The 16,772-nt window shown below is 36.4% G+C and carries 8 protein-coding genes; all 8 read right to left on the minus strand.

Annotated elements, in window-relative coordinates; translation table 11 throughout:
• Positions 1–171: 171 nt before the first annotated feature.
• Positions 172–1,725 (minus strand): hypothetical protein, encoded by a 1,554-nt coding sequence (locus tag DXC10_RS09125; protein WP_101545102.1) that lies wholly within the window; start codon positions 1,723–1,725, stop codon positions 172–174.
• A gap of 10 nt (positions 1,726–1,735) precedes the next feature.
• On the minus strand, positions 1,736–4,012 hold the full coding sequence (locus DXC10_RS09130) for a trehalose hydrolase (protein ID WP_117737715.1): 2,277 nt from the start codon (positions 4,010–4,012) through the stop codon (positions 1,736–1,738).
• Between the two features lie 111 nt (positions 4,013–4,123).
• Positions 4,124–6,286, minus strand: coding sequence for a polysaccharide lyase 8 family protein (locus DXC10_RS09135; RefSeq protein WP_101545099.1), 2,163 nt, complete (start codon positions 6,284–6,286; stop codon positions 4,124–4,126).
• Positions 6,287–6,293: 7 nt separating this feature from the next.
• Complete coding sequence (locus DXC10_RS09140; RefSeq protein ID WP_101545097.1) at positions 6,294–7,592, minus strand: glycoside hydrolase family 105 protein; 1,299 nt, start codon at positions 7,590–7,592, stop codon at positions 6,294–6,296.
• 30 nt (positions 7,593–7,622) lie between these two features.
• Entirely contained in the window at positions 7,623–8,783 is a 1,161-nt protein-coding gene (locus DXC10_RS09145) for an alginate lyase family protein (RefSeq protein WP_117737716.1), read from the minus strand.
• Between the two features lies 1 nt (position 8,784).
• Positions 8,785–11,232 (minus strand): glycoside hydrolase family 2 TIM barrel-domain containing protein, encoded by a 2,448-nt coding sequence (locus DXC10_RS09150; RefSeq protein WP_101545094.1) that lies wholly within the window; start codon positions 11,230–11,232, stop codon positions 8,785–8,787.
• 18 nt (positions 11,233–11,250) lie between these two features.
• Positions 11,251–12,474 (minus strand): glycoside hydrolase family 88 protein, encoded by a 1,224-nt coding sequence (locus DXC10_RS09155; protein ID WP_101545152.1) that lies wholly within the window; start codon positions 12,472–12,474, stop codon positions 11,251–11,253.
• 123 nt (positions 12,475–12,597) lie between these two features.
• The gene (locus DXC10_RS09160; RefSeq protein WP_101545093.1) at positions 12,598–16,695 is read right to left on the minus strand and encodes a hybrid sensor histidine kinase/response regulator transcription factor; all 4,098 of its coding nucleotides are present in this window, start codon (positions 16,693–16,695) and stop codon (positions 12,598–12,600) included.
• Between the last annotated feature and the right edge of the window lie 77 nt (positions 16,696–16,772).

A 16,772-nucleotide genomic window follows, 5' to 3' on the forward strand; every position in this document is an offset into this window, starting at 1 on the left:
CATAATATCAATACGTTATTTTTAAAGTTAAACATTGTGTTATCTTCTATTTGCAAACAAACAAGAATTTTCTCAAAAGGAATTTAAAGATTGTATCAAATACTATCAAAAATATCTCAAATCGTACATTACTATTGACATTCAACGATTTATATTTAACAATTTCCCGATTTATTTCGTCAATATACGCAAATCCATATTATGTCGTGCCATTAATTGTGCTATATACAAGGAACGAGGAAAAAGGTTTATCTCGTTTTGGCCTTCCCAAATTCCGTCAAGACGATCAGTAAAATGTCCCGGATATTTTTGTCCTTTCATACCTATATTATAATTATTACCTGAAACCCATGGATTTTGAACAGCTGCTCGTTTTGTACGACAATTCCACAAAACTTGTGTTACCCCTGCCCAGCCATGGCCACTTCCCATCTGACCACGATCTTGAACATTGATTTCTCCATCGGTCATTACATTATCATATAGAGTACCTACCGCCCAACGATGGTGGGGACCAATATCCGCATAAGTTTGGTAAGCAGTACAATTATAGAATACATTAGGTCCACATACACGAGCACCCGTTACATAATCGTGCCGTCCCTCTGTACTTTGGCAGTTCATAAAAAGATTTTGCTGTCCCCAGTTATTAAAAGAATAGCGCAAACCACCTGTTATCACAGATTTAGCTTCAAGAGACCGACAATCTATAACAGTAACATTCTTCGCAAAACGTTCACAACTTACTGCAGAATATCCCATATAACGACAAGTCAGATTTCGTGCCCAACAATTTTCAACCTTATCAAACTGTACCCCTATCCAACCGTGTTGATTATCTTCATAATGCTCGAATTCTGATTCCAAACACATATTACTCACACCAACCTCGCTAATTCTACCTTCAAAACTATATTTGAAAATCTCACCACCCCCATATTTATCTTCCATTTGCATTACAATCGGGTTATCGATATAGACCCGATTACCTTCAATCTTCACAATTTCACGTTCAAAAGAAAGATTGTACTCTTGCGCTGTCCATTGACGAGTACCCTTACGTTCTACAATCTGATCCATTTTTAAATCGTGTATCCACTTTTGTGTACCAGGACGATAAACAATTATACGATCACCAACTTTGTAATTAGTAGATGAAGAAACATTAAAAGAATGAGAACCTACTGGTACAAAACTATCTGTAATCTTAGTACGGGTACCAGAAATTTCTTCTATTCTCCCTTTACCATTTACTTGAATTAAAGAAAAGCGTTCTTTCCCAACAGCCAGTAGTCTAGTTTCATTTATATTTTCACCTTCTCCCATCAAAATCACACCACTTGTATTAATATGAATACTTCCATGAATGGGATATACTCCCCGTTTTAACAAAACAGTTCCTCGATGTCCATTTTCATCCGGCTTCATCCTAGACACTTCATCAATTGCCTTCTGAATATTCTGCCGATTATCAGTATTCGCTATCGGATAAACGACCTTAGTTATTGAATAATAAGGAATAGATTTATCGCTATGATGATAACCTACCCGACTAAAATCCGGAATAGTATTCCCTTGTTTATCCGGATAATAAACCAATTTACCTTCTGAAGTAATTTTTACGAAGCTTGATTGCCATGCCGGAGGTAACTTAGTCTGTGCAGAAGTTCCAATACAAAACATAATTGCCAAAACTCCACTTAACAACTTATTCATGTGTTTCATCCTATTTTTATTAATGATTAGTATATAATTGCAAATCTATTTTTTCACCGACAGAAGTATGTATTTGTAAATATCGACCATATAAAACATCAACTTTCTTTCCATTACGGCTTAGTTGCACAGGTTTGTTTGTCCAAGGATTTTCAATTTTACAAGGCCGACCTTTTTCACTAAAAAGTTTGACTTCTTGTACCTTACCATTTTTTAAAGATGACGTCACCAGAAATGCCCCATACGCTCTTAAATTTGTAAACGTAGCATTTCTTCTCCTATTCCAATTCGGAAAAACACGTATAATACCCTCATAACTTTGAAGTAACATTTCATTGATAGTCAATGGAACAGCAGCAAAGGTTTCAATACCTCCACCTCCTTGTACAATCCAACAATTAGGATATACATTCATCTCTATTCGTTTCTTCATATTGGCGAGAATTTTATCTCCAGGATAACCAACACGAACAGCTCCAGGATAACAAGTCTCAATACCATTATTCGATGTGTTTCCCCAATCATCTGCTATACGTTGTTTTTGTGTCCAGTGTTCCACATCATTTAATAAAATATGATTAAAGATAGAATCTGTTATAGGTCCGGCAACTCCTCCTGGCAAAATAAGTCCATGGATAGAAACCCGATTAAGCCCTGAAGGTTGAACCTCCCTATCCTTCGGTCCTCTTTCCATATTTTTCAAACTTTTACGTCCATCTTTTAATATGCCCACAGGATATTCACTTAAGTTATCCAATATATTTTTCCAATGTACCTGACGTTTTCTGTCTACCATCAAAAAGTCACTCATATCTAATATCCCCTTAAATAACATCCGTACAAGCCCTAATGAAAGTGTAGAATTAAAATCGCCCAGTTTATCGCGCCAAATTCCCCCATTACGTTTATTAGGCATTACTTCGTTAAAGTGATCCATACGAATAACATAACGTCCATTTTCCATTGACAAATAATCTTCCCAAAAATCAGCACATGCCAATAAGTAAGGGTATACTTTTTGAGCATAATCTCTATCATAAGTGCTATAATACCGCATCAGCATGTTACCAACACTGAAAACTGCATTTATCTTTTGCCCCAGAAATTTATAACCGTCATCGATCGTATTTTCACGAGTTGCATATTTTTCCTGCATTTCATCTGGTGTCAATGGCCACATTGACGTACACAAACCTTTCGGTCCAATTCCAACCGGATAATAAATACCCCTACAGTTCAATAAATTTCGGGCATGCATCTGTCCAGCCTTCATATAATCTAATAAAGGTTGGTCAAAATTATCCGTTAAACTAATATGATTGGATGAGAATGAAGCCCAATATGGTGCCTGATAATTATAATTCAAATGATAATCTCCACCCCAGGCTGCTTCATCTCTAGTAATAAATGGTCCCCAAATCCCCGGTGCAAATTTCCCTTCACGTGAGGAACAAGCAAATAAATATTGCGACTGATAATAATACTTTTCAAAATAGCGATCTCCAATATTAATATATGATTGCTTCCAAAAATTCTGCCACCAAATTCGATGATTATTTTTCAGTAATTCTATAGTATCATCTGTTACTTGTTTTGCCTCTGTAATAGCCTTCTCTTTCCAGTCTGGAGTATCATGGTTAGTATAAACAGCAATTACCAACCTTTCCTTTTTATTAGGTTTCAGTTGTAATGTCTTGCTTGTAGTATTCATTGCCAATATTATATGAGTAGGCCAATGCAATAAGTCTGAATTTTCAAAAGAACGACTTACCCATGTAACAGGTTCTATTCCTTGTGCATTTACAGATGTATTACCTTCGGCTGCCCACAAACGCAGACGGACAGTCTGTTCCTTATCAGATTGTAATTCAATAATTACTTTATTTTCTGTGGCTGCTACCCATGCCGATAAATTTACCTTACAATCACTTGTCGAAAAGAGTGCAGAAATTTCAGCACTTTCTGGCAACTGTTCTGCATAATAGGAAGCATTACGCAATCCTTCAATAGCAATATCCAAGCCACCGGGAAGTGCAATACCTCCTGGATATACCGGATATGCTCTCCAAAAATCATTTTTACCGATATAAAAACAAAGATTATCCGGTGTACCTCCCATCGTGATACCAATATCTCCATTTCCCGCTAAAGGTGCATCCGGGGTCTTTATTGTTGGTACATTTTGAGGAGGAACAGTAAATATTGCTTTATAACAATCTATAGACTGCTGACCTTGAGTATAAGTAATACTCAATAGAAATATTAAAACCAAAAAGAAAGCCTTACGTGTATTCATAGTCTCATGCTTGTTTTACACAAACAAAAGTAGACTGTTCCTACCAATAAGGCTTGCATTATTATTTCATTCGTTTGAAGAAATAACTCAAATATAGAAAAATATTTAAATTCAAAGATTTACAGAAACTGTTTGTCCTTTCTCTTCTAATAAAGGAACAATAATATCTTTATTCTTAAATTTCAATTTGATTATTTCTTGCAAATGAGTCGGATCGGCACAATTCAGCTTATATTTACCTTTTGTTTCTTGGAGCATATAAATACCCGGAGTTAAAATTTCCAAAGGACACCCAGAAGTCAATGTTATTTTCAAAGGTCGATAAGCCGTTATCCACCAGGTTGAATTTTTCTTTGTATAAACAGCTTGCGCAACTTCATCATTACGTATCAACTGAATAGCAGATAAATCAAACAACTTAGTCTTCTCCTGATTTGTAGTCGGAAGCATCAAATACTGATACGTACTTTTCTGTGGAGAAACGCCATGTTCTAAATAAATTGAAACAATATCACCTTCCACATCTTTAGGGCGATACATTTGCATTACATCATGCCATTGACCTGTACGATGGTTGACCTCAGCAACACAATTTTTAGGATTATTCCATAAAATATATCCCATTTGATTATGGAAGAAACGTTGTTCTTCACCTGAATATGTCTGCTTATCACCAACACTTCTCCATTTTCCTTCTTGCAATATAGTTAACTCTCCCTTTTTATGACATTGTTCAATAGAAGTAGTTACAACTAAATTACTATCAGCCTTAATACCTGCACCAAGACAGAGCACAAAATCATCTGTAAATACCCATGACTTATAAGCTTTTATACCTGCACGGTTTATTTCCATTGATGCCATTCCCTGTTTACCATCAGAAATTCCTCCTACAAAAGAAGATTGATTACGAGGCTGATAACTCTTAATTAAAGGCATAGGCGCGTCTGCCTCAAAAGCTGTTACCCCTGGTATCTTCCGCCAATCCCACAAAGGAAAGATATCCAAATACTCTTCACCATTTTTATATATATACGTAGCACCATCTGCCATATAATATCCCTGCATATTATCACCATTCATCATTTCAACACCTACTACACGTTTGGATGCCATTTTTACAGAAGCCATCCATTGAGGACGACGATGAATGGTATAATCTGATTGCCAGAAATGCTTATGACCGATTAATGAGTTTACCTGTCTGGAACTATAATTTTCATCTAATAAAGTCTTAGCAACTATTGAGCATTGTTCTGATTTTCCACCACCTAATTCTGAAGCGGCAAAAGCAAGACTTAAAGCTTTATGTATCTGTGCATGATGGAATAATTGACGTCCCAAAGCACTAACGTCCATTTTTCCCTTCCACAATACCCAACGATAACCTTTATCTATCAAAGCACTGATAATTCCTAATTGCTGTTCATCAAACGCTAAAGAAGTACCAGCAAATACTCCGGAAAAGAAACTCATTCCTGACACAAAAGAAAGTCCATAATTACCAAACTGTTGCTGTGAACCATGTTGATGGAAACACCAGTCATCCTTAATCCCCTCAGCACCACCAGTCACAATTTCAGATGCAATGATATCACGTGCCTCTTTTGTCAAAGCAACGTCATTTTGTAGTAATGCACGCATCATTACATTTCCTGCAAGCCATACTTTATTTTGTCCGGTCATACCAAATTTTGCATTCTCCATTACAGATATGGCAGCTTTTTTCTCTTCTGGAGTCAGCTTCTGTTCAAATAAAATAAATGCAGTACCTAACGTTTTAGGAATACCAATTTGATTATACCACCAGTTAAGACAAACCGGTTTAACCCGAAACCAATAACCTAATGCTTTATGGATCACAGCCTCTACATTTGAAGACTGATAATATGGAGTCTGCTGGGAATAATATAGTTTTACTAATTCTAAAATGCGTTCCGCATGTATTTTAGGCTCCCATCCTGAACGTTTTTTATCTTCATAATTAATATCTGGCCATCTTCCGTCCTCAGATAAGGAAGATATATACAACTTCATCCTATCCATACTCAAAGGATATCTTTGATGAAGTTCTACAACAGCCTGATCTGAAATTTCCTCTTCGGGAGGAATGGAAATAAGAATTGATTTTAAATGAAAAGGATCCTCATCTGACGGTATCAGCATATCTGAAAAGTTCTGCTTAATACGCAGCAATTCATCATGAGAAACTGCTCCTACCGTCAAAGACGACAGAAGTAGCACTATACTTACCATTATTTTACGTATATTCATAATTAAATTATTTTTTCAATTGATCGGTTTCCATAATAACAGCAGCCCATAATATACCAGCAACAGCCTCTTTGGCATTCAGTATCTTGGGTACAGTAACGTATTCTACAAAATTCTTTTTAATTGTTACACCATCACACGCTCCTATTACATCCAACAATCCTCGCTCATTTACTTGCACAAAAGGAAACAAACTATGATATCCTCTTTGAGCAACTGACATATAATCTTTAGCTTTTAATAGTCCTAGTTGTATACCACGCTGAATAGAATAAGTAAACATCGCAGAACCTGAAGGATCTATAAAATTTAAAGGGTTATCGCCTTTATCAACAACCATAAACCACCCCCCTGTTTTTTCATCTTGAACATTTTTCAGTCCTTTACACATCTTCAAATAGATATCAAGAACTTCTTTGTAATTCGGATGCGATCGAGGTAATATTGCTAATAATTCAGGTACAACCAATGTATACCACCCCATTCCTTCACTCCAAACTTCAGGCGAAAGTCCGGTCGTCTTATCAGCCCAAACAGCTTTTTCTGGTTCTGTAGTCCAAGCATGAAGCACCAAACCATCTGGTCGTTGTAAATGCCGGGCTGCTGCAATGATGTTACGACATGCTATATCATAACAATAATCTGCTTCTCCTACAAATTGAGCACAACGAATTAAAAACATTTGCATCATAAAAACGCCATCAATCCACATATTCGGACTACGGTTTCCATGCCAAAACTGTCCATCGGAACTTGGATATAAATCCACTGCTTTCAATATCTGTAATGCCGCCTTCTTATATTTTTCTTCACCAGTACGTCCATACAAAGTACAGAAAGCAGAACCTGTCATGAAATTATCTAAGTTAGTTAAACCACCTCCTTTATAATTACCTTCTTCATCCAGGAAATGATCTATATACTTCTTAATATATTTCAAATATTTATCATCTCTCGTAAGTTGTCCCAAACGATCCATAGCTTCAAACATATACCCCTGAACGTAAGTGTAATCTTTCCAATAAGCCATACGATAATCGGGATAACGTACCATTACTGTTTCTGATAAAGGTAAAGCCAAGAAAGGAAGTTCCATACCCGACTGATAATTTAACCTTGCATCAGCAACACCTTGGGAAGTAGTACGACGATATTTTATCGTTATATCCTGACTGACCAGCATTGTTACCTCACCTTCAACAACAGTCCCTGTTGTATGCTGAGTAACAACCCTGTTTTGAGCACTTACAGAGAATGTCATACTTAAAATACAAACTCCTATTCCTATACTCTTGATCAGTTTCATAGTATTCTAAATTTATACAGTATTACAAATTCAGATCCACAGCAAAGGATTACGTACCGGCAGATTACGAATTACTTCATCTGTTTCTGGAAAATGTTCCAATTCGCTCCATGCAGAAAGCCATTCCTTATTTCCTGTTTGTAATGCTCCAAAAATCAAGAAAGGATGAGCCACAGGCCATTCATCCCAATACATGACATCGTGTACAAAAGGCCACGAGGTCTTATCAACAACATATGGAAAAATAAAATCAATTCCTTTCAACATATTCTTAGTATTATCTACAGAAAAAATCCAAAGATTATCCGTTGTAGTAGAAAGAGTCTGACAAATTGTAGCCATCGCATCTAAATTAAACAAAGAATATCCATAGGGTTTAGTACGTGCCGTTTCACGCGGAAAACTACCATCCTCAGCCATCTGGTTCGGAAGAAGTACTTCTTTATAACGATCGCTACAGAACCTAATCATATCCTTATTATCAACGTAACGTGCAAAAACGGCAGCTTGCATCACCCAACAAGTTCCATGATTATTTTTGGCATTCATTTCATCAATTCCATAAGGATGAGTAGACATCCACTTCAAATAGTCAGAGAACCATTTTTTAGAACCATTAATGTCTTCCTCTGAAAGTACTCCAGCTTTCTCCAACTGTAGTAATGACTGAGCCACTTCCATAAGGTGTACTGTATCAATGATCCCAATACCACGTCCTGTAGCAATACCTTTTATAGCCTGAGCATATTGCAAGCTGGGACGCATCAATGTCTCCTCATTGATAAACCAGGCGCGCACGTGTTTCATGACTGCTTCCACATATTTTTTATCTTTAGTTAAAAGATATGCAGAAGTCAAATTTCCAACAATAGAACTAAAACGTATCATTGCATGACGATGAGCTACAAAATTATCAGGATTCGTTTCACCATCACGACGTATATACGGACCATCCAAATTCAAAGAGTCAGGCCACCAATAATCACCCTCCGAGTAAAAATCATGAACATCACCTGCGCTACGTTCCGCAATAAAAGAGGTAATTGTTACCGGTTCTTCCTGAATATTTAAAGTAGCACGCTCTAAAATACCTCGTTTCAGTACATCCTCTACATACTCTTTATCGTTTTTCTGTGAAGTACAAGAAAAGAATACACACAGAACAGATATAAATATAATTGTTTGTCGCATATTATTTTATCGTTACAAAAGAAGTTTGAACATGATCTGCTTTTACAGCTACACACGAAGTCCCCTGATTAGTACGGACTCTAATTTGAGCCCGTCCATTTCTAGCTTGTACTTTCCGTGAACCTGTCACTGTTCCTTGATTTTGAATCAGTTCTCCATCACCAGCTATATCAAAATAGACAAATATTCTTGAATCAAGACATCTTGTTCCTTTTTCATCTACTAATTGGGCTTCTACTTCGACTACACCATCACCCACAGGGGTATTTTTCACTTTAAATGCAGTTTCTTTCCCCCATTTTTCAGTTTGATATTCAAAAACCAATTCATCATTCAAGGTTTCCTTTCCTTCTACAACAACCGCCCGAAGTGTATTTTCTCCTTTTTTAAACCTTACATTCCAACGTAATCCGGCAGCAGGAAAATCTTGACTGTTACGTCTACGAACACCTAAACTTTGTCCATTTAGAAACAATTCAACAACCTGGCAATTAGAGTAAACTAACACTTCTTTCTCCTCACCATCTTTTCCCCATCTCACCGGCCAACCATGACCATAAATATGCAACATAGGTTTCTCGGTCCAATAGGATTGAAAAACATAGTAACTTTCTTTCTTAGTAAAATCACGTTCTATTACACCTTTTTGATTGACATATGGTACTGGATTTTCCGGACGAACGGGAGTAGAAAAGTCTTTAAAAGGCCAATAAGCAGCACCCGTCAACCATGACATATTTTCCTGCTCTTTCAAATGCCAATCAATCAGCTTCACAATATAAGTTTCCGACCAATCACCTTTCTCCAAAACTAATGCTGAACCATTCAAAGCCACATCACCTTCTGCTTCTCCCTCTTTGCGTAAAGGAGCTACAGCCTCTGCATGACGTCCGGCATGGCTATCTCCTCCCCACTCTACATGTAAGAAATGTTTTACTTTCTCCATTTCATCCTTGGAAAAATTCTGGTAATCCTTATAATTACCACGATACCATCCCGCCCAGATTGACGGAGAATATACGTCTACAATATCACTACAAAAAGCGCAACGACGAATAGCTGTCTTACGACTTCCATCCATATGATGAGCAATCGTATTCAATTCACTCATCAAACTACGTATCTCGCTTTGTTTATATTCCGGGAAATCATTAGGCCAATCATTTTCATTACCCAATCCCCAAATAATAACAGCAGGATGATTATAGTGTTGAGTAATCATATTATTCAACATACGTTTAGCCTGATTACGATAAGTTTCATTACCGACTCCACCACGGCACCAAGGTATTTCTTCCCAAACAAGAATTCCTAATTCGTCACAAAGATTGAGAATGATTTCAGATTGCTGATAATGCCCAAGGCGTATAAAATTAACGCCCATTTCTTTCATCATCTTCATTTCCTGTATCATTTGTTCTTCAGTCATAGCCGCTCCCACACCTGCATGATCTTCATGACGATGAGTACCTCTTAATAAAAGACGTCTGCCATTCAAAAGAAAGGGGCCTTTCTCTACAAATTCAAAAGAACGAAAGCCAAAACGCTCGCTAGCAATCATCTTCTGCCCATTAGCCGTTATTGTAGCTTCACAGGTGTATAAAAGAGGAGAGTTCACATCCCAAAGCTGTGGCTTATCCAGCTGTATATTCATCAAATCCAAATTTCCCAACGGAGTAATATCCTCCAACCGACGAGTGGTTACAATCTCCCCTTTAGGATTTTTTATCGCAATCTCTACAGATGCTTTACGGACATCTACTGGGTTATACAACATTCCAGATATAGAAAGATTAGCTTTCTTCATCTTGGCATCCAGTGTCGGTACTATCTTCAAAGAAGAAAACGAAACCTCAGGTAAATATACAAGATTTAAATAGCGATAAATACCACCATACACATTAAAATCCGATAAATCAGACGGGATCATTTCTGCATCCCGCGTATTATCACAACGAATACTCAAAGGAATTTCTCCCTTAAACCGATCAGCCTCTTTACTCGCCAAAAAAGCTTGAACAGCATCTGTTATATCAATATTCCAACTATCATAACCACCTACATGGCTACCGACTTTTGTCATATAAATATATACATCCGTTTTTTGTCCGGCTCCTTCAAATTCCAAAACAATTCTTCCATTCGGATAAGGGTTATTTAACTTCAAACGGGTTTTATACCACCCCGGCCCTTGATAATAATTCACATCTGGATCAACAGCATCCTCAGCATTAAAACAATGGGGTAACGTTACCTTCGTCCATATCGGTTGTTCTTCTGGTTGTCCTTTCTTTACCGGACGCACCAACTCCCATATATTTCCAACATCTTGCCGAAGAAATTCCCAATTATCCGTCAAACGAATTTTATTGTATGTTGTGGGCACTTTTGCATAAAAGTCCCCCACAACATAACAACATATCACCAACAATAATATAAAACGCTTCATACCTATTGAAATCTAAATTTACAAAATAGCTGTACCTTCCTTCTCTAATTTTGCCTTCTTCAACAATGCCTCCAAAAAATAATAATCAGCATACACCAAAGGTACATCTCGTTCAAAATTACGTGCTCCTGTACTATGAAGTAATAAAAATCCATAATCACCATTCAACTTTGCACGATAATTATTGCTTAAACTTTCCACAATCGTATCTGCCCACTTTTTGTACTGTTCCCCTTTTTCTGCATTATACATAGAGAGTTCATACATTGCACATGCCATTACAGCAGCTGCAGATGCATCACGCGGTTCATTCGGAATTTCTGGGGCATCAAAATCCCAATAAGCTATCATATCATCAGGCATAGTGGGATTAGTAAAAATATAATTGGCAATATTCTCTGCCTGAGTCAAAAACTCAGGAAGTTTTGTTTCACGATAACACATCGTATAACCATATAATCCCCAAGCCTGACCTCTTGACCAAGCAGATTCGTGATTATATCCCTGATGAGTATGTTTATGGAGGACATTACCTGTAATCGTATCATAATCTATCACATGATAAGAACTGTAATTATCACGGAAATGATTTTTCATAGTTGTACGTGCATGATTGGTAGCAATATTATAATAAACAGAATCTCCAGTTTCCTTAAATGCCCAATATAACAGTTCCAAATTCATCATATTGTCTATAATAACCGGACATTCCCATTTGTCACGACTGTGATCCCAAGAACGAATACAACCAATCGTCGGTTTATAACGTGTAATCAAAGTTGCCGCCGATTCCAATAAAATATCCTTATAAGCAGCGTCTTTTGTCAAACGATAACCATTACCAAAACTACAATACATCTTAAATCCCATATCATGGGTACCACCATTAGTCTTTTGATCCTCAATTGGCGCTGTAAAATCTTCCGCTTTCTGTTTCCAATAATCATCTTGCGTATACTCATACATATACCACAACTCTCCCGGGAAGAATCCACTAGTCCAATCTCTAGACGCTACCATCTTAAAAGAGCCGTCATCAGCTATAGTACGTGGAGACACCAATTTCTTTTTCGGCGCCTCTTCTGACACAGCAGCATTCACAGAGTCAATCTGTGTAAACGCATACTTCAACTGCTGACCGGCAAAATCAAAACTATCCTTTATAACATCTACTTTTTGAGGTGTTTGGCTACAAGCTCCACAAACTACCAATAAAGAAACTAATCCTGTCTTAAACTTCATCATACTTTATTTTTAATGTTTATATTCTAGGGCACTAAGATAGGCGATTTATCCCAGCGTAATTTTAAATATTGTCTTATTCGCTTGAAATTCTATTCCAAAAGCAGCAAGAGACTATAATTATCAGACATTTTCATTATTCTCATGATGTCTTTGTACCCATTCAGAAGGAGAATATCCATAAAATGACTTAAAGCAATTCGTAAAATATGCGTGACTATTAAAACCTGTATAAACAGCCACTTCTGAAACTGTATAGTCTGATTCTAACAATAATTTAGCTGCTACCTCCAAACGTTTATTACGAATAAGTTCTGTCGGTGAAAGTTCTGTTACAGCTTTCAATTTCCGATATAAATTAGCACGACTCAAGCCTAATTCCTGACTCAATAAATCAATACCCAATTCAGGATTGGATATATTCTTCTCTATAAGTTCAAAGAAACTCTGTGTAAACCGATCATCCCCCGATACAATTTCAATCCCCATAGCCTCAGGAGAGAACTTTTTACCATAAAGCTTTTTCAGCTTTTCTCGAGACTCCAATATATTGTTAATACGACATATAAGCACATCCATACAAAATGGCTTTACTATATAATCATCGGCTCCCACTGAAAAACCTTCTTTGATATGAACCACCATAGATTTTGCTGTCATCAAAATAACAGGTATATGCCCCAATTGTAAATCCTGCTTCACGCGTGAACATAACTCTAATCCATCCATTTTAGGCATCATAATATCGCTAAGTATCAGATCCGGATACTTTTCAAGACTCAGCTCCAAAGCATCTTTTCCATTATCGACGTCCAATATGTAAAAATAGGGTTCAAGACACTCTTTGACATACCTTCTCACCTCATCGTTATCTTCAGCCAAAAGGATAGTCCATTTCTTTTCAATATCAAAATGCATAGCTTTATCCACGGGTATCACGTCCTCTACTGTCTCCTCCTTCACCAATTGATCTTCTTCATAAACAAAACTACTAATGGGAATATAAACATTAAAGACAGTACCTGTTGGTTGATTTTTGGAGACTGTGATAATTCCATGATGCAAATGTACGATGGATCTCGTCAAACTCAGACCAATACCTGTACCTACATTTTCCTTATTATCATCTTCTCCCTGATAAAAAGGAGCAAATATATTTTTTATCTCCTCATCAGGAATTCCCTTACCAGAATCTGCTACAGACAAACATACAAATTCCGTATTGACAGGCAACTTACTTAATTCCGACTGATATTCGGCAGGCAAAGCAGAAGAGGATATTTGGGATAAAGAGAATACCACTTTACCACCATTCGGCGTAAATTTCATAGCATTGGATAATAAATTAAATACTACTTTTTCAATTAATGTTTTATCAAACCATGCCATTAATTGTTCTACTTTCCTCTCGAATGTAAAATTTATGGATTTTTTCGCAGCCAAATGGTTAAATGCATAATATATCTCCAATAAAAAAAGATACATATCACTTTTAATAATACGCAATTTCAGTTTACCCTCTTGATTCTTACGTAAATCCATCAACTGATTTACCAATAACAACAAGCGCTGGGCATTACTGAATATCAAACCGAGTTTATTCTTTACTACTGAAGAAAATTCTGGCATAGCTACCAACTCTTGTAATGGAGCAATAATCAGGGTCAACGGGGTACGAAGTTCATGCGAAAAATTAGTAAACATACGAATTTTGGCCTGATGAAATTCTTCCAATTGCTGCTGTTCTTTTTGCTGGAATTGTAGCTCACGTTCCAACTTCTGTTTCTTGAAGATATAGTACATGATTAACACCAGTACAGACACAAAAGTAACAACATAAAACAGATAAGCATACCATGTTTCCCAAATAGGAGGATGAACAACAATCCTTATTTTACGAGTCTCTTGACTCCATACTCCATCATTATTAGATGCTTTCACCTTAAATTCATAAGTTCCTGGACTCAAATTTGTATAATAAGCCTCCCGACGGTTACCAATATAATTCCAATCTTTATCATAGCCTTCCAAAAAAATAGCATATTGATTTTGACGAGCAAATACAAAATTCAAGGCACAATAACCAATAGATATATTATTCTGGCTATAATCCAAATCTATCTCCTTTACATCATCCAAGACAGAAGACAATATTCCCGTTTCATCTCCGACTTCAATAACCTCGTTATTCACCACTAACCGCGTAAATACCAAAGGAGGGACAAAAGAATTCAATTGTAGTTCCTGTGGATTAAAAGTCACAAATCCATTATTTCCACTAAAACAAACCTCACCATTAGGCAAAAGCATACCACTATGAGGAGTAAACTCATAAACTCCAATTCCATTCAGAGAATTATAATTTATGAATTGTTCCTTTTCCTGGTCAAATTCAGATATTCCGTTACTTGTACTAATCCAAAGTTTATGATCTCTATCTTCAACGATGGCACAAACATCATTATCTATCAATCCCTGTTCCCGAGTAATAGTCTTAAGAACTCCTTTGTATTCATCATATAGAGAAATTCCACCTCCAAAAGTACCAATCCAAATACGATCGGAAGCATCACGAATAATACTTGTCACATAATTATTCAACAAACTGAATGGTTTCTTGGCATCCGTATTATAATAAGTAATCTCCTGCTTATTAGCATCATACTTGACCAATCCATTATTACGCGTTCCTATTAATAAAACTCCATCCCTCAATTTAAGAATACAACGAGAACTTGCTATCTGACAAGAATCCTTCCCATCATGAAGAGGGAACTTATCCAAAAATATTTTTTTCGCTGACAAATGTATCAATCCTGTTTTCGGATCAGAACCTACGATCCATAGTCCTCCATCATGAGCGGGAGTCATGGCATAAATAGACATTTCCTTCGGTAACTGATAATACAACTTATATTGTTTCGTACGGGTATCAAACTGATAAATAGTTCCTTTATTCGTACCACACCAAAGAGTATTTCCATCCAACAACAAACCTTTGATTATATTTTGACTGTATTGCAACCGGGATGAATTATCTATCGGATAATAATAATATTTACTATTATTCAAATTATAATCAAGCAAACCACGCCCTTCAGTAGCCATATATAAACACCCACCCTCAGTACAAACCATACTCCCGTAAATACCAAACAAAGCATCAAACACAGAAGTAGGATCATGAAAATCAAAACGATTATTAAATCGGCTTGAATAACTGACACCACCAGCATAAGTTCCGACCCATATTGTCTGGCTACTGTCTACAAATAAAGAATAAATAGAAAAATGGCTTAAATTACCTCGTTCCAATGATGCATCCGTATGCTTCCAAAAAGAATTATCAGAAAGATTCATTGAATAAAGCCCGTCAAAAGTTCCAATCAGTAGCCTATCATGAGATTCAGCAATACAACGGATGCTATTCGTCGTTAATATGCTATTTCCTTTATGATAAGTTATAATATTCTCTTTTTCAATATCTATTCGAAACAATCCGCCGGCATTACTTCCTCCCCAGATATGTCCTTCCAAGTCTTCATAAAGTGTACCAACATAATTATCGGGCAAACGCAAATTAGGAGTATCCATAGTAAAATGCTTTTGCTCTTTCATATTCATATCACAGACAAATAATCCCTTAGTAGCAGTCCCAATCAGTATCTGATGTTCCTTTGTTTCATGAATAACTGAAATATACTCATCCTTGATTTTACCATTCAAGTCCAACCGCTGAAACATATCCATCTCACGTACATAAAGATACAATCCTCTGGAAGTACCTACCCACAATCTATTACGGCTATCAACAAACAGGCTACGTATATCTACTTTCGCAAGTGCACCATGTTTCTTATCAGAATACCGCTTGATGTGATTGGTTTTCAAATCCAACTTATTCAATCCACGTGCCGTACCCACCCATAAATTCCGATTCTTATCTTCTACCAGAGATATTATATTATTATCACTCAATGTCAATGAATCTCCTGGCACATGCTTGTATACAATAAATTCACTACCATCATAACGGTTCAAACCATTACGTGTAGCAAACCACATAAAACCTTTAGAATCTTGTAATATTTTAATAACAGAAATTTGAGACAAACCATCTTTCAAATTCAAATTTGAAAAATAGAATGTCTCATTATCATTCTGAGCAAATATTTGCAAAATAGTTAATAATGAAAATAGCAATAGAACAAATTTCTTCATGTAGTAGTTTGTGTTTTCAACGTATTATTGTGACACAAAAGTACGCTATTTTTTCATTATGCAAAGATTATATAGTT

This window comes from Bacteroides sp. OM08-11 (assembly GCF_003438665.1).
Taxonomy (GTDB): Bacteria; Bacteroidota; Bacteroidia; order Bacteroidales; family Bacteroidaceae; genus Bacteroides; species Bacteroides cutis.